Here is an 18,139-nt window from a genome sequence, read left to right on the forward strand (position 1 = left end):
ACCGCCGCTGCCGAACCGGCGCAACGCCGAGCTGTTCCTGCTCGGCTTCGCCGCCGTGATCACCACGGTTGCGCTACTGCTCGTCGAGGCCAACCAGGAGCAGGGCCTGCACTGGGACCTGGCCCAGTACACGGTCGCCTACCTGGCGCTGTTCGCCGGTGCGCACCTGGCGGTGCGCCGTTTCGCGCCCTACGCCGACCCGCTGCTGCTGCCCGTGGTCGCGCTGCTCAACGGGTTGGGTCTGGTGATGATCCACCGCCTGGACCTGGCCGCCGAGGAGAACCGCGCACAGGGGTTCGGCGGCACCGCCAACCAGCAGATGTTGTGGACCCTGGTCGGGGTGCTGGGCTTCTCGGCGGTGGTCATCCTGCTGCGCGATCACCGGATGCTGTCGCGCTACGGCTATCTGTGCGGGTTGACCGGGTTGATCCTGCTGGCGATCCCGGCGGTGCTGCCCCGGTCGATGTCGGAGCAGAACGGCGCGAAGATCTGGATCCAGTTCCCCGGCTTCTCGATTCAGCCCGCCGAGTTCTCCAAGATCCTGCTGCTGGTGTTCTTCGCCTCGGTGCTGGTGTCCAAACGCAACCTGTTCACCAGCGCGGGCAAGCACGTGCTCGGCATGGATCTGCCTCGGCCGCGCGACCTGGCCCCGCTGCTGGCCGCCTGGATCGCCTCCATCGGCGTGATGATCTTCGAGAAGGATCTCGGCACGTCGCTGCTGCTGTACGCATCGTTCCTGGTGATGGTGTACATCGCCACCGAACGATTCAGCTGGGTGGTGCTCGGCCTGGGCTTGTTCGCCGTCGCCAGCGTCGTCGCCTACTACGCGTTCGACCACGTCCGGGTGCGGGTGCAGACGTGGTGGGACCCCTTCGCCGACCCCGACGGGGCCGGCTACCAGATGGTGCAGTCGCTGTTCAGCTTCGCCACCGGCGGCATCTTCGGCACCGGACTGGGCAACGGCCAGCCGGGCACGATCCCGGCCGCCTCCACGGACTTCATCATCGCCGCCGTCGGTGAGGAGCTCGGGCTGGTCGGCCTGGCGGCGGTGCTGATGCTGTACACGATCCTGATCATCCGCGGCCTGCGCACCGCGATCGCCGTGCGGGACAGCTTCGGCAAGCTGCTGGCCGCCGGGCTCGCCGCGACGCTGGCGATCCAGCTGTTCATCGTCGTCGGCGGTGTCACCAACCTGATCCCGCTGACCGGGCTCACCACCCCGTGGCTGTCCTACGGCGGGTCCTCGCTGGTGGCCAACTATCTGCTGCTGGCGATCCTGGTCCGCATCTCCCACGCCGCGCGCCGTCCGATCGGCAGCACCGCACCCGGCGGGCCCATCGCGGCCGCCAGCACCGAGGTGATCGAGAAGGTATGAACACCTCGCTGCGCCGGATCTCGGTGATGATCATGGGCCTGGTCGTGCTGCTGCTGGCCAACGCCACCTTCACCCAGGTCTTCACCGCCAACAGCCTGCGTTCGGACCCCCGCAACCAGCGGGTGCTGCTCGACGAATACTCCCGCCAGCGCGGCCAGATCACCGCCGGCGGCCAGCTGCTGGCCTACTCGGTGTCCACCGGCGGACGGTTCCGGTTCCTGCGGGTCTACCCGGATCCGCTGGTCTACGCCCCGGTCACCGGGTTCTACTCGCTGAGCTACTCGAGCACCGGGCTGGAACGCGCCGAGGACTCGGTTCTCAACGGGTCCGATCAGCGGCTGTTCGCCCGCCGCCTGGCCGACTTCTTCACCGGCCGCGATCCCCGCGGCGGCAATGTGGACACCACCATCAACCCGGAGGTGCAGCAGGCCGCCTGGGACGCGATGCAGGAGGGGTGTTCGGGCCCCTGCCAGGGCTCGGTGGTGGCGCTCGAACCGTCCACCGGCAAGATCCTGGCGCTGGTGTCCTCGCCGTCCTATGACCCCAACCTGCTGGCCACCCACGACCTCGCCGAGCAGACCGAGGCCTGGCAGCGGCTGCGTGACGAGGCCGACTCACCACTGCTCAACCGCGCGATCTCCGAGACCTACCCGCCCGGGTCGACGTTCAAGGTTCTGACAACGGCCGCCGCCCTGCAGGCCGGCGCCACCCCCGACACCCAGGTGACCGCGCAGTCGGCGATCCCGCTGCCCGACAGCACCGCCACGCTGGAGAACTTCGGTGGCCGCCCCTGCGGTGGAGCCGAAACCGCCACGCTCGCTTACGCATTCGCCCATTCGTGCAACACGGCATTCGTCCAGCTGGGCATCGACACCGGAGCCGACGCGCTGCGCAGCACGGCCCGTTCCTTCGGTGTCGACGTCGAGCCGCCGTCGATTCCGTTACAGGTCGCCGAGTCCACCATCGGCCCGATCCCCGACGCGGCGGCGCTGGGCATGACGAGCATCGGTCAGAAAGACGTCGCGCTGACGCCGCTGCAGAACGCGATGGTCGCTGCGACGGTCGCCAACGACGGGGTCACGATGCGCCCGTATCTGGTCGAGAGCCTCCGCGGACCCGACCTCGCGACGATCGCCACCACAGAGCCGACGGAAGAGCGGCGAGCGGTCTCCGAGGATGTCGCGGATACACTTACGGACTTGATGGTCGCCGCCGAGCAGGTGACTCAGCAGAAGGGAGCCATCGCCGGCGTGCAGATCGCATCCAAGACCGGCACTGCGGAGCACGGTACGGATCCGCGCAACACGCCTCCGCATGCCTGGTACATCGCTTTTGCGCCCGCGCAGGCCCCCAAGGTCGCCGTCGCGGTGCTGGTGGAGAACGGTGGGAACCACCTGTCCGCCACCGGTGGTGCGCTGGCCGCCCCCATCGGGCGCGCCACCATCGCCGCTGCATTGCGGGAGGGCGCATGAGACGCGCCGGGGTTGCGACACGTCCCCGAGCCGGAGGCGAAAAAGCCAGCACCCGGGCCGGAGGCGAGAAATGAGTCCCCGCGTCGGTGTCACGCTGTCCGGGCGCTACCGGCTGCAGCGGCTGATCGCCACCGGCGGCATGGGCCAGGTCTGGGAAGGCGTGGACTCCCGGCTGGGCCGCCGGGTCGCCATCAAGGTCCTCAAGGCCGAATACTCCACCGACGCCGAGTTCGTCGAACGTTTCCGCGCCGAGGCCCGCACGGTCGCGATGCTCAACCACCCGGGCATCGCCGGGGTGTACGACTACGGCGAGACCGACATCGACGGCGAGGGCCGCACCGCCTACCTGGTGATGGAGCTGGTCAACGGTGAGCCGCTGAACTCGGTGCTCAAGCGCACCGGTCGGCTGTCGCTGCGGCACGCGCTGGACATGCTCGAACAGACCGGCCGGGCGCTGCAGGTCGCGCACACCGCCGGGCTCGTGCACCGCGACGTCAAGCCGGGCAACATCCTGATCACCCCCACCGGGCAGGTCAAACTGACCGACTTCGGTATCGCCAAGGCCGTCGACGCGGCCCCGGTCACCCAGACCGGCATGGTCATGGGCACCGCCCAGTACATCGCCCCCGAGCAGGCGCTGGGCCACGACGCCACCGCCGCCAGCGACGTGTACTCACTCGGCGTGGTCGGCTACGAGGCGGTGTCGGGCAAGCGGCCGTTCACCGGCGACGGCGCACTGACCGTGGCGATGAAGCACATCAAGGAGAACCCTCCCCCGCTGCCGGCCGACCTGCCACCCAACGTGCGCGAACTGATCGAGATCACCCTCGTGAAGAACCCGGGCATGCGGTACAAGTCCGGTGGCCCGTTCGCCGACGCGGTCGCCGCGGTGCGGGCCGGTCGCCGGCCACCGCGGCCCAACGCCGCGCCGTCGATCGGCCGGGCGGCGCCGACGGCGGTCCCGTCGGCCACCCAGGCCCGCGCGGTCCCCGCACCGCCGCCACGCGCGCGCGCCACCGGCAGCCACCGCCCCGCGCCGCCGGCCCGGCGCACCTTCTCGTCAGGCCAGCGCGCGCTGCTGTGGGCGGCCGGGGTGCTCGGTGCCCTGGCGATCGTCATCGCGATCCTGATCGTGCTCAACGCCCAGGATCGGCAGGACCGCGCCCCCAGCGGCGACGAGACGTCACAGACGACACCGGCGGAGTCGCCGGCGGCCGCACCCGCGCGCTTCGGCGATCATGGATTTCAGGGATACCGGGTATCCCGCCCGCTTGACGACGTCGGACCCCCGACGTCGATGTTGGACGCCTCAGAACAGATGTTGCGATGACGACCCCCCAGCACCTCTCCGACCGGTACGAACTCGGTGAGATCCTCGGCTTCGGCGGCATGTCCGAAGTCCACCTCGCACGCGACCTGCGGTTGCACCGCGACGTCGCGATCAAGGTGCTGCGCGCCGACCTGGCGCGCGACCCGAGCTTCTATCTGCGGTTCCGCCGCGAAGCGCAGAACGCGGCGGCCCTGAATCACCCCGCCATCGTCGCGGTGTACGACACCGGGGAGGCCGAGACACCCACCGGGCCGCTGCCCTACATCGTCATGGAGTACGTCGAGGGTGTGACGCTGCGCGACATCGTGCACACCGAGGGCCCGATGCCGGCCCAGCGGGCCATCGAGGTCATCGCCGACGCCTGCCAGGCCCTGAACTTCAGCCATCAGCACGGCATCATCCACCGCGACGTCAAACCCGCCAACATCATGATCAGCAAGTCGGGCGCGGTGAAGGTGATGGACTTCGGCATCGCCCGCGCGCTCGCCGACGCCGGCAACCCCGTCACCCAGACCGCCGCGGTGATCGGCACCGCGCAGTACCTCTCGCCCGAGCAGGCACGCGGCAACAAGGTCGACGCCCGCTCGGACGTGTACTCGCTGGGCTGCGTGCTCTACGAGATGCTCACCGGGGAACCGCCCTTCGTCGGGGATTCGCCGGTCGCGGTCGCCTACCAGCATGTCCGCGAAGACCCGGTGCCGCCGTCGACCCGCAACGGCGACATCTCCCCCGACCTGGACGCGGTCGTGCTCAAGGCGCTGGCCAAGAACCCCGACAACCGCTACCAGACCGCCGCGGAGATGCGCGCCGACCTGGTCAAGGTGCACAGCGGTGAGACGCCGGACGCCCCGAAGATCTTCACCGACGCCGAGCGGACGTCGATGCTGGCCGCATCGGCGCCCTCGGACCGCACCGAACCGATCGACCCCGTCGGCGGCCATCAGCCGCGCTACGTGGAACGCCCGCGCAGCGGCTCGGTCGCCCGCTGGGTGGTGGCGGTCGCCGTGCTGGCGGTGTTGACGGTGCTGGTCACCGTCGGCATCAACATGTTCGGCGGCGACACCCGCGAGGTGCAGGTGCCCGACGTCAGCGGGCAGGTCTCCGCCGACGCGATCGCTGCGCTGCAGAACCGGGGATTCTCCATCCGCACCCAGCAGCAGCCCGACTCCGAGGTGCCACCCGACCACGTCATCAGCACCGACCCGGAGGCCGACAGCTCGGTCGCCGCGGGCGACGAGATCACCGTCAACGTCTCGACCGGACCCGAGCAGCGCGAGGTGCCCGACGTCTCCGGCCTGACCTATGGCCAGGCGGTGGAGAAGCTCACCGACGCCGGCTTCGAACGGTTCCGGCAGACGACGTCGGAGTCCACCCCTGAGCAGAAGGACCGGGTGCTCTCCACCCTTCCGCCGGCCAATCAGACCTCGGCGATCACCAACGAGATCACCATCGTCGTCGGCCGCGGCCCGGCCACCGCCGTGGTGCCCGACTGCGTCGGCCAGACTCAGCAGACCTGCCAGGAGGTCTTGACGGCCTCGGGGTTCCTCAACACGGTGCCGGTGCAGGTCGACAGCACCACCTCGGCGGGACTGGTGGTCGGCTTGGAACCCGCGGCCGGACAGACGGTTCCGCAGGACACCGTCATCCAGATCCAGGTGTCACGCGGCAACCAGTTCGTGATGCCGGACCTGACCGGAATGTTCTGGACCGACGCCGAGCCGCGGCTGCGGGCGCTGGGCTGGACCGGGGTGCTGGACAAGGGCGCCGACGTCCAGAACAGCGGACAGCGGACCAACGCGGTGGTGAACCAGAGCCCGGCACCGGGCACGGGGGTCACCTACGGATCGAGGATCACGCTGAACTTCGCGTCGTAGCCGCGGCGACGGCGCCGGCGACTTCCTCCTCGAGTGCGCGGACCAGTTGCTCGGCCGGCGCGGCTCCGCAGAAGCCCAGCCAGTTGGCCAGCATGCGGTGACCGCCCTGGGTGAGGATCGATTCGGGATGGAACTGCACGCCGTGGATGGGCAGCTCGACGTGGCGGACCGCCATGATCACACCGCCGCCATCCATGCCGTCACGTCGTTCGCCGCCGACTGTGCGGGCGATGACCTCGAGTTCCGACGGCACCGTGTCGGGCAGGATCGTCAGCGAGTGGTAGCGGGTGGCGACGAACGGATCCGGCAGCCCGGCGAGTACACCCTGGTTGCTGTGATGTACCACGCTGGTCTTGCCGTGCAACAGTTCCGGCGCCCGGTCGACCGTCCCTCCGAACGCGACCCCGATCGCCTGGTGTCCCAAACAGACGCCCAGCAGCGGCGTGCGGGCGGCGGCGCAGGCGTGCACCAGCGGGATCGACGCGCCGGCGCGCTCCGGGGTGCCCGGCCCGGGGCTGAGCAGCACCCCATCGAACTCGGTGGCTGCAGCAGCGATATCGGAGGGGGTGCCCAGGCGGTCGTCGTCGTTACGCCACACCTGCGCGTCCACCCCGAGCTGGCCCAGATACTGGACCAGGTTGAACACGAAGCTGTCGTAGTTGTCGACGACCAACACCTGCATCGTCACAGGTTACCGCCCGGTTCGAGGCTGCGCGGGCGGCGGGCTCAGTCGCCGGCCTTGTCGCCGCCGGCCTTGTCGTTACTGCTCGAGTCGCTACCGCCCGAGTCGCTACCGGCCTTGTCGCTGTCGCCCGAGTCGCTGTCGGCCTTGTCGCTGTCGGTGGCATCGTCCGAGCCTTCAGTGCTTGCGGACTCGTCAGCGTCGGCGGATTCTTCCGAGTCGTCCGATTCTTCCGCGTCGTCGGCCTCGCGCGTGCCACGGATCTCGCTCGTGTCGTCGGCGTCGCTCTGATGGGCCTCGGACTCTTCGTTCCCGACCTCCGCCGCGACGTCTGTCTCCGCGAGGCCGCTGTCCGGGTCATCGGCAGCAGAGGACTGCGCGTCGTCGCCGTCGGGTGCGGCGTCAGCCGACGCGCTCACGCTCACCAGCTCGGCACCAGCAGAGTCCTCAGCTGACGGCTCGTCGGCTCCCGCGACCCGTCCGGGCGACTGCGACTCGCTCTCCCCCGTCTCCGTCGTCGTCTGATCGGGCTCGGCCACGGGATCCTGCAGGCTGGGCGGCGGGGTCCCGTTGCCCCAGTCCGCACCCTCCCCCTGCGGTGTGTAGGCCGGACGGTCGTAATCGCGTTCGACCAGCGGACGGTACTTGGCGTCGAGTTCGGCCAGGCGCTCGTCGGACACGAACGGCGCGAGCCAGCTGACCATCGGCAACGTCTCCGCCGGGATCAGCATGTACGTGGTGTTGCCCGCCTGGTACACCAGGTTGTCCGGATCGTTGACGTCGAGACCCTCGAAGTAGGCGAAGTGCCGGTTCGAGAACAGCGAGTTGACCGCAGAATAGAAGCCGAACCGCGTCGGGCTGTCGGCGACGCTGTCGTACTGCGCCACGACGTCGAGGTGGTCGTAAGGCTGGGTCTGCGGCAGGCCGGTCCCCGGTACCCGGCGGTTGTCGCCGCCGAATTTGTTCTCGGGATTGCCGAACGTGACCACCAGCACCACCCGCTCAGGGTCGGGGGCCAGCGTCGGATCCTCTTCCCACGTCCGCAGCCGGTTGTACACGCCGGCTGCACCCACCGAATAACCCGCCACGATGATCTCGCCCGGGGTCGAGTCGACCGCGTCCTGGATGCGGCGGGCACTTCCCGACGGCGTGATGGTGCCCCTCCCCAGAGACCGGCAGGTGTTCTCCTCGCAGAACGCGCCGCCGAAGGCGGACTGCGCTTCACCGCTCTGCCGCGTGGCACCCTCGGCGAACAACGCGGTCGCGGCCGCAGCGGTGGGCGGCGCGGCAAACGGAACCGCGAAAGGCGTCAACAGCGTGGCGATTCCGGCGACATATCCAGTCCGGCGATGAGAGTTCATGGGTTCCTCGACCAGTCGATCGGTGGGCACCGCGCAGCCGCCTTCGCGGCATCGTCACTGAGCCAGACGGGGTTGGACGCAAGTGTTCAGGGCGTGGTGCTGTTACCGCTTACGGCGAAGTACATGCCCGAGTCCTCTTCGCTGAAACATCGGACCGACTTCACCCTTCACGCGGGGAATAACCCGTTGGCCCCTGGCATTTTGCGACTACCAGGGACGCTGTCGCTCCCCGCCTCCCCAACCGTACCCATCGGGTCAGCAAATTCACCCGGCGCAGCCATTACGCAGTTGTGACGCTGACGGGCTCACTCGCGACCGCGCCCGTCACCCCTGACTCAGCTCTGGTCGCCGGCGGGATCCTCGGACTCGCGACGCGCGGAGGTGGGCGCTTCCCGGTCGGCGCGGTCCGCCTCGTCCTCGTCGGTGTCGATCCCCGGTTCGGGTTCGTCGGCGTCGGCGGCCTCGTCGGCCTCAGCAACGTCACCGGCGCCTTCCGGGAGGTCCACGTCGGCCCGGTGGTCGTCCGCGTCGTCGGGCGCGGTCGGGTCGTCGGCCCGCCGGTCGTCCGGGTGGTCGGCCAGCCGCTCGTCCGGCCGGTCGTCCGGGTGGTCGAAGCCGCCGGCGTCCGAGGCGTCTGGGTCGTCGATCACGGTCCCGTCATCGGCGCTTGGGTCGTCCGGGTACTCGGCGGCGTGTGCATCGTCGGTGTTTCCCCCGACGCTTCCCTCGACGATTCCCTCGCCGGCGATCACGCTGTCGGGGTCAGCTCCACCCGATAGCGCATCGTCGGCCGTGCGGCCCGGCTCATCCGTGGCCATCGGTGTGGCCGCCCCGGCGTCATCCACACCACCCGGGGAAGTCTCCACGGTCGGCGGCGGAGTGCCGTTGCCCCAATCCGCGCCCTCGCCCTGCGAAATGTAGTCCGGCCGGTCGTAGTCGCGTTCGACCAGCGGCCGGTACTTGGCGTCGAGCTCCGCCATGCGTTCGTCGGTGGTGAACCAGTCCATCCACTTGAGCATCGGAAGCACATCGGCCTTGATCAGCATGTAGGTGCTGCCGTCGGCATCCTGATAGACGAGGTAGTCCGGGTCGTTGATGTCGATGGGATCGAAGTAGTCCAGATGGCGGGCGAATGTCAGATTGATCATCGAATACCACCCCCATCGGGTGGGCCGGTCGGCGACGCTGTCGTACTGCATCGCCACGTCGAGGTGCTGGTAGGGCTGCGCCTCGGGAAGGCCGGCGTAGGAGTTCTTGCGGTCGTCCCCGCCGTACTTGTTCTCGGGGTTTCCGAACGTGACGATCAGTTTGAGCCGGTCGACGTCGGGAGCGATGGCCGGTTCGTTCTCCCAGGCCCGCATCCTGTCGTACACGGACGCCGCGCCGAGGGAGAACCCCATCACGATCAGCGGTCCCTGGGTGGCGTCGATGGCGTCCTGCATCTGTTGTGACCCCATCGCGACGCCGAACGGGTGGCGCGCATTCCTGATCGAGCGGCACGTGTTGTGCGCACAGAAGGCCCCGCTGAACGCGGTCTGGGCCGTCCCGGCAGGTTGGGCGGTGCCTTCGGCCACCAGAACCGTGGCCGCCGGTGCCGACGGGGCCCACGACAGCGCCAGTGCCGCCGACGTCGACAGGGTGGCGGCCAGTGCTCCCCGGCGCCCGCGCGGGGTGCGTCGGCGGTGCCGGCCGGCAGATCGGCTCCGGTTCACTGGGCGTTCATTTGAGCAAACGACATCGACAGACGCAAACATGGCATGGCCCTCCCCCGAAGCACAGCCGCAAGCGGACAATCGCGTTCAGAACAGGTCTTGCTGTCCGAACAGCGAAATTCTGTATATCAGGAGGAACACAGAAGCGCTAGGCGACAGCTAATTTTCGAAACCGTCGATTCAGTAGCCCAGCGGACCCATCGGCTCCGCGTACTCCATCCGGACCGGCTCGGTGTGGCCGACGAGCTCCACGTCGCGCTGCTCCTCGCTGTAGCCCAGCCCGAATCGATCGACGTAGCGCTTGTACAGCGTCACCATCGGCGCGGCCGCCAGCGCGTCCTGCATCGCCGCGGCATCACCGATCGCCGAGATGACATAGGGCGGACTGTAGGTGCGGCCGTTGAGCAACAGCGTGTTGCCCACACAGCGCGGCGCCGATGTCGCGATGATGCGCTGATCCTGCACCTGCACACCTTCGGCTCCCGCGCTCCACATGGCGTTGAGCACCGCTTCGATGTCCTGCTGGTGGACGACGAGGTCGTCGGGGGAGGCGTCGCGCGGAAACCGGCCCTGGGCGTCGCGTTGCGCATCGTCGAGCGTCACCACCAGGCCCGGGCCCCGCAACGGGGTCAACCCGGCGGCACCGGCCAGGGCATCTCCGCGGCGGGTGATCGCCTCCAGCGCCGCCGCCGACGACGGGGTGCCGCCGTGATGGTTGGCGATGGCGTCCGCGGCGGCGTCGCGTTCGGCGGTCAACCGGTCCACCGACTGCTGCGCCTCGCGCACCAGATCGACCAGCCGGGGAGCGTCACTGCCCCGGATCTCGTCGCCCCCCGAGACGCTGTGCGTCACCCCGAGCAGCAATCCCGCGGCCACACACACCGCCGGCACGCCCCAGCGCCACGCCGAGCGTGTCGGCCGCGGCGGCGTCGAGTCCGGCATGGGCTTCATCTCCTGGGAGCAGGTTCGCGGCTACGTTAGGCTTTGCCTACACATCGTCGCACCAACCGGTGGTTTTAGGACACCGGCGGCCGGTGCGACGCCGATCGTCCGAAGGTTCGCATGCCCAAGTCCAAGGTCCGTAAGAAGAACGACTTCACCATCAACCCGGTGAGCCGGACGCCGGTGAAGGTCAAGGCCGGTCCGTCGAGCATGTGGTTCGTCGTTCTCTTCGTTGGTCTGATGCTGCTCGGCCTGGTGTGGCTCATCGTGTTCCAGCTGGCCGGCAACGGTCCCGACGCTCCCAGCTTTCTGCAGTGGATGGCCGACCTCAATGTGTGGAACTACGCCATCGCGTTTGCCTTCATGATCACGGGTCTGCTGCTCACGATGCGGTGGCGGTGACCCGCGGCGGCCGCCGATTGAATTCATCTTGGTCGCTGCGCGTTACCGTCGGCGCTACCCGATCGTCACCAGATCACACGGTTGTGATTCATCCCCATTGGGGATAGCACTTGTGGATAACCCCGTTGTCCGCGGTAGGAGAGGGTGAAATGTCCGCCCAGCAAACTTCGTGGGGTCCGCCGACCGCGGGCCTCGTCGGGGCCGCGATTCTCGGTGTTTTCCTCGGCGTCAGCGCTGTGACGCTGGTCACAGACGTGCCGGGACGCATCTTGATCGGCCTTGCCGCGGTCGGTTTGCTGCTGTTTGCCGTCATGTCGTGGCGCGCTCGACCGAAACTGGCAATCGACGACGGCGCCTTGATCTACCGCGGCTGGTGGCGGCAGCGGGAACTCACCAAAGCTGACATCGCCCTGATCCGGATCACCGAGTTCCGCCGCATCGGGCGCAAGGTGCGCCTGCTGGAGATCGACACGACCGACGACCGACTGCTCGTCCTGAGCCGCTGGGACCTCGGCACCGACCCGTTGCACGTGCTCGACGCGCTCACCGAAACCGGATTCGCCCCCGGCCGGGCGTGAAGTCGGCGTGGTCGCCGACGCTGAGCGCCGACAACCACGCCGAAGTCGCTAGGAGATGGTGATCGACTCGATCACGACCGGATCCGTCGGGCGGTCGCCCCGGTCGGTCGGCGTCTTGGCGATCGCGTCGACGACCTTCTGCGACTCGGGATCGACGACCTCACCGAAGATGGTGTGCCGGCGGTTCAGGTGCGGCGTCTCGGTGACCGTGATGAAGAACTGCGAGCCGTTGGTGCCGGGCCCGGCGTTGGCCATGGCCAGCAGGTAGGGCTTGTCGAACTGCAGTTCGGGGTGGAACTCGTCGGCGAACTTGTAGCCCGCGTCGCCACGGCCGGTTCCCGTCGGGTCGCCGCCCTGGATCATGAATCCGTCGATCACCCGGTGAAAGATCACGCCGTCGTAGAACGGGCCCGACGAGCCGCCCGACGCGTTCTCGGTGCTGTAGTCCTTGGTGCCCTGAGCCAAGCCGACGAAGTTGGCCACGGTCTTGGGCGCGTGGTTACCGAACAAGGCGATCTTGATGTCGCCCCGGTTCGTGTGCAGGGTCGCGGTCGCGGTCTGAATAGGACTCGTCACGGGAAGTCAGTGTGCCACGCCCCCTCCCGGGCCCAACCGGGCACCGTGGAGTTCGGCGAGATGGCAGGCTGATAGGCGCGACACCGCCAGGTGTGAAAGAGGTGGACTATGCGCTCCAAGACCGAACTCCGACTGACCCCACGTCAGCGACTGAGCCGCGGGTTGAAGTACTCGACGATCGGTCCGGTCGACGTCACCAGGGGAGCGCTCGGAATCGGGGTGGATTCGGCCCGCTCGTCGGCGGCCTGGGTCGGCGACCGATACCGGCGCAGTGAACTGGCCAGACAACTCAAGGCCGAGCTGAACGCGGCGCAGGAGACCGTCGCCGCCGAGCTGGCCGCGGCACAGGAAGCGGTGGCGCAGCTGCCCGACACCCTCACCAAGGCGCGCCGGACCCGCTCTCGGCGCCGGACGCTGCTGATCGCCGGTGTCGGCGCGGTCGTCCTCGCCGGGGGAGCGGCGGCATTCGTGATCGTGCGGCGTTCCACCCAGCCGGAGCCGTCGGCGTTGGAGCCCAGCGTCGAAGTCACCCCCAAGCCGTAACGCGTCGCGCGCCATGACCGTCTCGGTGTTCGATCTGTTCTCCGTCGGTATCGGACCGTCGAGTTCGCACACCGTCGGGCCGATGCGGGCCGCACACCGCTTCGTCGACCAGCTGGTGGCCGAAGACCGGCTCACCGACGTGGCCCGCATCCGTGTCGAGCTCTACGGCTCACTCGGCGCCACCGGGGCCGGTCACGGCACGCCCGGCGCAGTCCTGCTCGGCCTCGAGGGTTTCGCTCCCGAGACGGTCGACCCCGCCGAGGCCCGGAACCGCGTCGACGCCATCCGCACAAACCGGCGGCTACGCCTGGCCGGAGAGCACCCGATCGAGTTCGACCCGGCCGCAGACGTCGTTCTGTCGTTGCGCGCCATGGAATTCCACAGCAACGGCATGGTGTTCACCGCGTTCGCCGGTGACGGGGGAGAGCTGCTGCGCAGGGTGTACTACTCGGTGGGCGGGGGATTCGTCCTCGCCGAGGGCGAAGCGACTGCTGCCACTCCGGCGGTGCCGCATCCGTTCACCACCGGCGCGGAACTGGTGAGTCTGGCCGTCGAGAACAACTGCCGGATCGCCGAGATCATGGCCCGCAACGAGGCGGCGCTCGGGCACGCGGAGCTCCGTGAGGGCCTCCTGCGCATCTGGGCGGTGATGCGCGAGTGCGTGGACAACGGACTCCACGCCGAAGGGGTGTTGCCCGGCGGTCTGCGGGTCCGTCGTCGGGCACCGGCGCTGGCGCAGGCACTCGAGGCCGATCCGACCGACCCGCTCTACGCGATGGACTGGGTGACCGTGTTCGCGCTCGCGGTCAACGAGGAGAACGCCGCAGGCGGCCGGGTTGTCACCGCACCCACCAACGGCGCCGCCGGCATCATTCCCGCTGTGCTGCACTACTACTGGCGCTTCGTCCCGGACGCCTGCGAGGACGGCGTCGTCGAGTTCCTGCTCACCGCCGCGGCCATCGGCCAGTTGTTCAAGACCAATGCCTCGATCTCCGGCGCGGAGGTCGGCTGCCAGGGGGAGGTGGGCTCGGCATGCTCGATGGCGGCCGCCGGGCTGGCCGCGGTGCTCGGTGGCACGCCGGCGCAGGTGGAGAACGCCGCCGAGATCGGCATCGAGCACAACCTCGGGCTGACCTGCGATCCCGTCGGCGGCCTGGTGCAGATCCCGTGTATCGAACGCAACGCCGTGGCCTCGGTCAAGGCGATCACCGCCGCGCGGATGGCGTTGCGCGGCGACGGAATCCATCACGTCAGCCTGGACACCGCGATCAAGACGATGCGCGACACCGGGGCCGACATGGCCGAGAAGTACAAGGAGACGTCACTGGGCGGGCTCGCCCTCAACGTCGTCGAATGCTGACGCACTTGTGGAGCCTAGGAGATTCGAACTCCTGACATCTGCCTTGCAAAGGCAGCGCTCTACCAACTGAGCTAAGGCCCCCGATCAGGAAGGAACATCGGTGAGGCGGCCCGGCAAGGTGTGCCACACCTCGGGTTCGTGCTGGGTCCGCCACACCACCGCGGCGGCCACAGCGACGCCGGCTGCGAGCAGGAACACCAACTTCATCGATGTGAACCTTTCCGTGGGGCTAGGAGGACTCGAACCTCCGACCTCTTCGTTATCAGCGAAGCGCTCTAACCGCCTGAGCTATAGCCCCGTGCACCACACGGGCCGAGCGACGAGATTACCGTACGGTGTCGCTGTCTCCCAAACCGTCAGTCGCGATCGGCGAGGGTCACCTCGACGCCGCCCACCAGGTCGGTGGTCAGGTTGTAGATGAACGCGCCGATCGTGGCCGCCGCCGTCAGCAGCACGATGTTGACCAAGCCGATCAGTGCCGCGCCGCCGAAGATCGTGCCGCTGGACACCAGCTCACCGCCGGAGGCGCCGCTGGCGCTGGTCAGCAGGTCACCGACGTTGCTGTTCAGCTTCGTCCAGACGCCCATCCCGCCGAGGACCAGATACAGGAACGCCACGGCTATCATCCACACGAAGAACAACGCCACCGACAGCAGCAGCGACACCTTCAGCGTGCTCCACGGGTCGATGCGGCGGATCTGCATGCTGGCCCGCACCGGACCCTTGTGCTGGCGGGTCGCGACCTGCACGCCCTTGTTCGGCTGTGGCGGGCGCTGCTCGACGCTGGGACGCTCGGCCGGTTTGCGCTGCTGCGCCGGACGCGGCATCGGACCGGACAGGTCGGGCAGCTCGCTGTTGTACTTGCCGCCTTCCGGCCTTGCGGCCTGCTCGGTGCGGTTGCCGTCGGGACGCCCCCCTTCAGGTCGGGGACCTTCCGGCCTCGACTCCGGACGGGCACCCTCGGGCCGCGCGTCCGGACGGGGAACCTCGGGCCGGGACTCCGGGCGGCCGGCCTCTGGCCTCGCACCTTCGGCCCGCCCGGCTTCCGGCCGGGCACTGTCGGGCCTGGCACTGTCCGGTCTCGCACTGTCGGGTCGGATCGTGTCGGTGCGCTCATTGCGGGAAGTGGTGTCGCCCTCGGCCGGGGAACCGCCCGCGATGAAGCGGTTCAGCCGCGCGTCCAGGCCCTGCTGCCCGCCGCCACGCCGGGCCTCACCGGCCGACCCGTCCGGCGTCTGCTGCTGGCGAGCGCGGGCTGCCGGCCCCCGCTGCCAGGGCGGGACGTCGCCGGACTCGGCGACATGCGCCGGCGACGACCCCGACTGCTGCGGCCCGCCGCGCGGCGCCTGGCCGCCCGACGAACCCGCGTCATGAGCAGAACCCGGCTCGTTGGGTGAGCTCACCTACGACTCCTCACTGGTCGGCGCGCCCGGGTCGGTGTTGACCTCGTCGGTGCTGTCGCCGGCTTCGGCGTTACGCGCGATCGCGATCAGTGTGTCGCCCTCACCCAGGTTCATCAAGCGAACGCCCTTGGTCTGGCGCCCGGCCTTCCGGACCTGTCGAGCACCGGTGCGGATCACCCCACCACCGGAGGTGATGGCGTACAGCTCGGTGTCGTTGTCGACGATCAGCGCTCCGACCAGCGTGCCACGCCGCCGGTCGAACTGGATCGTGAGCACACCCTTGCCGCCGCGGCCCTGCACCGGGTACTCCTCGATCGCGGTGCGCTTGGCGTACCCGCCCGACGTCGCGACCAGGAGATACGTGTCGTCGCGCACCACGTTGAGCGACAGCAGCGCGTCGTCGGTGTTGAACCGCATGCCCTGCACACCGGAGGTGGCCCGCCCCATCGGGCGCAGCACCTCGTCGGTGGCCGAGAAGCGGATCGACTGACCCTTGGCCGACACCAGCAGCAGGTCGTCGTCCGCCGAGCACAGCACCGCACCGACGAGCTCGTCACCGTCGCGCAGGTTCACCGCGACGATGCCGCCGGAGCGGTTGGAGTCGAAGTCGGTGAGCTTCGACTTCTTGACCAGTCCGTTGCGGGTGGCGAGCACGAGATAGGGCGCGTCTTCGTAGCTCTTGAGCTGGATGACCTGGGCGATGCGCTCCTCGGGCTGGAACGCCAGCAGGTTGGCCACATGCTGGCCCCGCGCGGTGCGGGAGGCCTCGGGCAGGTCATACGCCTTGGCCCGGTACACCCGGCCCTGCGTGGTGAAGAACAGGATCCAGTCGTGGGTGGAGCAGACGAAGAAGTGGTTGACGATGTCGTCCTGCTTGAGGCCGGCGCCCTGCACACCCTTGCCGCCGCGCTTCTGGCTGCGGTACAGGTCGGACTTGGTCCGCTTGGCGTAACCGGTCTCGGTGATCGTGACGACCACCTCTTCGCGGGCGATCAGGTCCTCGTCGGCGACATCTCCGTCGGCCGGGATGATCCGGGTGCGGCGCGCGTCACCGTGTTTGTCGACGATCTCCTTGAGTTCGTCGCGCACGATGGCCCGCTGGCGTTCCGGCTTGGCCAGGATGTCCTCGAGGTCGGCGATCTCGGCCTCGATCTTGGCCAGGTCGTCGACGATGCGCTGGCGTTCCAGGGCGGCCAGCCGGCGCAGCTGCATGTCCAGGATCGCCTGGGCCTGGATCTCGTCGACGTCGAGGAGCTCCATCAGGCCGGTGCGGGCGACGTCCGCGCTCTCCGAGGCCCGGATCAGCGCGATCACTTCGTCGAGCGCGTCGAGCGCCTTGACCAGGCCGCGCAGGATGTGGGCCCGTTCGTTGGCCTTCCGCAGCCGGTAGGTGGTCCGCCGGATGATGACGTCGAGTTGGTGATTGACGTAATGGCGGATCATCTGGTCCAGGCGCAGGGTGCGCGGGACGCCGTCGACGATCGAGAGCATGTTCGCGCCGAAGCTGGTCTGCAGCTGGGTGTGCTTGTAGAGGTTGTTCAGCACCACCTTGGCCACCGCGTCGCGCTTGATCTCGACGACGATGCGCAGACCGACCCGGTCGCTGGACTGGTCTTCGATGTTGGAGATCCCGGCCATCTTGCCGTCGCGGACCTGTTCGGCGATCGAGGTGATGAAGTTGTCGTGGTTGACCTGATAGGGCAACTCGGTGATGACGATCGCGGTGCGACCGCGCGAGTCCTCCTCGATTTCGACGACGCCACGCATCCGGATCGAACCGCGTCCGGTCTTGTAGGTGTCCTCGATGCCCTGGGACCCGACGATCAGGCCATGGGTGGGGAAGTCCGGACCCTTCACGCGATCGCAGACCGCGGCCAGGGTGGCTTCCTCGTCAGCCTCGTGGTTGTCCAGGCACCAGTACACCGCCTCGGCGAGCTCACCGAGGTTGTGCGGCGGGATGTTGGTGGCCATGCCGACGGCGATACCGCCGGAACCATTGGCCAGCAGGTTCGGGAAGCGGCTCGGCAGAACCGTCGGCTCCTGAACACGTCCGTCGTAGTTCGGGACGAAATCGACTGTCTCCTCGTCGATTTCGCGCAGCATCTCCATGGCCAGGGGAGTCAGCCGCGCCTCGGTGTAACGCATCGCGGCCGGCGGATCGTTGCCCGGCGAACCGAAGTTGCCCTGCCCGTCCACCAGGGGATAGCGCAACGACCACGGCTGCGCCATCCGCACCAGGGTGTCGTAGATCGAGGCGTCGCCGTGCGGGTGGTAGTTACCCATCGTCTCGGCGACCGAGCGGGCCGACTTCGCGTGGGACCGGTCCGGGCGGAACCCGGAATCGAACATCGCGTAGAGCACCCGGCGGTGCACCGGCTTGAGACCGTCCCGCACCTCGGGCAGCGCACGCCCGACGATGACGCTCATCGCATAGTCGATGTAGCTGCGCTGCATCTCCTGCTGGATGTCGACCGGTTCGATGCGGTCGCCGGCTTCGTCGCCGGGAGGCAACGTGGTGTCAGTCATAGA

Annotated in this window: 16 protein-coding genes and 2 tRNA genes; 8 read left to right on the plus strand and 10 right to left on the minus strand. The window is 68.7% G+C overall.

Going from position 1 to position 18,139, the window contains the following annotated elements:
* From J3476_RS18970 to pknB, 4 genes are all read left to right on the plus strand, one after another.
* Positions 1-1,375, plus strand: a 1,375-nt coding sequence (locus J3476_RS18970) for an FtsW/RodA/SpoVE family cell cycle protein (protein WP_207067930.1), incomplete at its 5' end; no start/stop codon positions are given.
* Positions 1,372-2,847 (plus strand): penicillin-binding protein 2, encoded by a 1,476-nt coding sequence (pbpA, locus tag J3476_RS18975; RefSeq protein WP_207067931.1) that lies wholly within the window; start codon positions 1,372-1,374, stop codon positions 2,845-2,847. The genes J3476_RS18970 and pbpA, both read left to right, overlap by 4 nt.
* A 70-nt stretch (positions 2,848-2,917) precedes the next feature.
* Complete coding sequence (locus J3476_RS18980; protein ID WP_163672430.1) at positions 2,918-4,177, plus strand: protein kinase; 1,260 nt, start codon at positions 2,918-2,920, stop codon at positions 4,175-4,177.
* On the plus strand, positions 4,174-6,051 hold the full coding sequence (pknB, locus tag J3476_RS18985; protein ID WP_207067932.1) for a Stk1 family PASTA domain-containing Ser/Thr kinase: 1,878 nt from the start codon (positions 4,174-4,176) through the stop codon (positions 6,049-6,051). The genes J3476_RS18980 and pknB overlap by 4 nt, the downstream gene beginning before the upstream one ends.
* On the opposite strand, the gene J3476_RS18990 is transcribed toward pknB, so the two are convergent.
* The 4 genes from J3476_RS18990 to J3476_RS19005 all read right to left on the minus strand — a co-directional run bounded on the left by J3476_RS18990 (position 6,029) and on the right by J3476_RS19005 (position 10,748).
* Positions 6,029-6,733, minus strand: coding sequence for an aminodeoxychorismate/anthranilate synthase component II (locus tag J3476_RS18990; RefSeq protein WP_207067933.1), 705 nt, complete (start codon positions 6,731-6,733; stop codon positions 6,029-6,031). The two genes, pknB and J3476_RS18990, sit on opposite strands and share 23 nt — an antisense overlap.
* A 44-nt stretch (positions 6,734-6,777) precedes the next feature.
* Positions 6,778-8,124: a PE-PPE domain-containing protein gene (locus tag J3476_RS18995; RefSeq protein ID WP_286183341.1), complete on the minus strand. Its 1,347-nt coding sequence runs from the start codon at positions 8,122-8,124 to the stop codon at positions 6,778-6,780.
* Between the two features lie 305 nt (positions 8,125-8,429).
* Positions 8,430-9,806, minus strand: coding sequence for a PE-PPE domain-containing protein (locus J3476_RS19000; RefSeq protein WP_286183342.1), 1,377 nt, complete (start codon positions 9,804-9,806; stop codon positions 8,430-8,432).
* A 180-nt stretch (positions 9,807-9,986) separates the two neighbouring features.
* Positions 9,987-10,748 (minus strand): DUF881 domain-containing protein, encoded by a 762-nt coding sequence (locus tag J3476_RS19005; RefSeq protein WP_207067935.1) that lies wholly within the window; start codon positions 10,746-10,748, stop codon positions 9,987-9,989.
* A 120-nt stretch (positions 10,749-10,868) separates the two neighbouring features.
* Between J3476_RS19005 and crgA the strand changes: the two genes are divergently transcribed.
* Both crgA and J3476_RS19015 read left to right on the plus strand, forming a co-directional pair.
* Positions 10,869-11,150: a cell division protein CrgA gene (gene crgA, locus J3476_RS19010; protein WP_152514828.1), complete on the plus strand. Its 282-nt coding sequence runs from the start codon at positions 10,869-10,871 to the stop codon at positions 11,148-11,150.
* A 149-nt stretch (positions 11,151-11,299) separates the two neighbouring features.
* Positions 11,300-11,728 (plus strand): PH domain-containing protein, encoded by a 429-nt coding sequence (locus tag J3476_RS19015; protein ID WP_207067936.1) that lies wholly within the window; start codon positions 11,300-11,302, stop codon positions 11,726-11,728.
* Positions 11,729-11,776: 48 nt separating this feature from the next.
* Here J3476_RS19015 and J3476_RS19020 read toward each other — a convergent pair whose 3' ends face one another.
* Entirely contained in the window at positions 11,777-12,304 is a 528-nt protein-coding gene (locus J3476_RS19020; protein ID WP_152514826.1) for a peptidylprolyl isomerase, read from the minus strand.
* 108 nt (positions 12,305-12,412) lie between these two features.
* On the opposite strand from J3476_RS19020, the gene cwsA reads away from it, so the two are divergent.
* Both cwsA and J3476_RS19030 read left to right on the plus strand, forming a co-directional pair.
* Positions 12,413-12,847: a cell wall synthesis protein CwsA gene (cwsA, locus tag J3476_RS19025; RefSeq protein WP_207067937.1), complete on the plus strand. Its 435-nt coding sequence runs from the start codon at positions 12,413-12,415 to the stop codon at positions 12,845-12,847.
* Between the two features lie 13 nt (positions 12,848-12,860).
* Positions 12,861-14,207 (plus strand): L-serine ammonia-lyase, encoded by a 1,347-nt coding sequence (locus J3476_RS19030; protein ID WP_207067938.1) that lies wholly within the window; start codon positions 12,861-12,863, stop codon positions 14,205-14,207.
* Positions 14,208-14,215: 8 nt separating this feature from the next.
* Here J3476_RS19030 and J3476_RS19035 read toward each other — a convergent pair.
* The 5 genes from J3476_RS19035 to gyrA all read right to left on the minus strand — a co-directional run bounded on the left by J3476_RS19035 (position 14,216) and on the right by gyrA (position 18,136).
* Positions 14,216-14,288: transfer RNA gene (locus J3476_RS19035), tRNA-Ala, on the minus strand.
* 3 nt (positions 14,289-14,291) lie between these two features.
* Complete coding sequence (locus tag J3476_RS27995; RefSeq protein WP_286183344.1) at positions 14,292-14,414, minus strand: hypothetical protein; 123 nt, start codon at positions 14,412-14,414, stop codon at positions 14,292-14,294.
* Between the two features lie 17 nt (positions 14,415-14,431).
* A tRNA-Ile gene (locus tag J3476_RS19040) sits at positions 14,432-14,505 on the minus strand.
* Positions 14,506-14,563: 58 nt separating this feature from the next.
* Positions 14,564-15,610 (minus strand): DUF3566 domain-containing protein, encoded by a 1,047-nt coding sequence (locus J3476_RS19045; protein ID WP_207067939.1) that lies wholly within the window; start codon positions 15,608-15,610, stop codon positions 14,564-14,566.
* The gene (gene gyrA, locus J3476_RS19050; protein WP_207067940.1) at positions 15,611-18,136 is read right to left on the minus strand and encodes a DNA gyrase subunit A; all 2,526 of its coding nucleotides are present in this window, start codon (positions 18,134-18,136) and stop codon (positions 15,611-15,613) included.
* Positions 18,137-18,139 lie beyond the last annotated feature (3 nt).

The sequence above is a fragment of the Mycobacterium sp. PO1 genome (assembly GCF_017312405.1).
Classification (GTDB): domain Bacteria; phylum Actinomycetota; class Actinomycetes; order Mycobacteriales; family Mycobacteriaceae; genus Mycobacterium.

Bases quoted from the DNA above. Each gene is read 5' to 3' on its own strand.
- pbpA (WP_207067931.1), top strand. From the start codon at position 1,372: ATGAACACCTCGCTGCGCCGGATCTCGGTGATGATCATGGGCCTGGTC.
- J3476_RS18980 (WP_163672430.1), top strand. From the start codon at position 2,918: ATGAGTCCCCGCGTCGGTGTCACGCTGTCCGGGCGCTACCGGCTGCAG.
- pknB (WP_207067932.1), top strand. From the start codon at position 4,174: ATGACGACCCCCCAGCACCTCTCCGACCGGTACGAACTCGGTGAGATC.
- J3476_RS18990 (WP_207067933.1), bottom strand. From the start codon at position 6,733: ATGCAGGTGTTGGTCGTCGACAACTACGACAGCTTCGTGTTCAACCTG.
- J3476_RS19005 (WP_207067935.1), bottom strand. From the start codon at position 10,748: ATGCCGGACTCGACGCCGCCGCGGCCGACACGCTCGGCGTGGCGCTGG.
- crgA (WP_152514828.1), top strand. From the start codon at position 10,869: ATGCCCAAGTCCAAGGTCCGTAAGAAGAACGACTTCACCATCAACCCG.
- J3476_RS19015 (WP_207067936.1), top strand. From the start codon at position 11,300: ATGTCCGCCCAGCAAACTTCGTGGGGTCCGCCGACCGCGGGCCTCGTC.
- cwsA (WP_207067937.1), top strand. From the start codon at position 12,413: ATGCGCTCCAAGACCGAACTCCGACTGACCCCACGTCAGCGACTGAGC.
- J3476_RS19030 (WP_207067938.1), top strand. From the start codon at position 12,861: ATGACCGTCTCGGTGTTCGATCTGTTCTCCGTCGGTATCGGACCGTCG.
- J3476_RS27995 (WP_286183344.1), bottom strand. From the start codon at position 14,414: ATGAAGTTGGTGTTCCTGCTCGCAGCCGGCGTCGCTGTGGCCGCCGCG.
- gyrA (WP_207067940.1), bottom strand. From the start codon at position 18,136: ATGACTGACACCACGTTGCCTCCCGGCGACGAAGCCGGCGACCGCATC.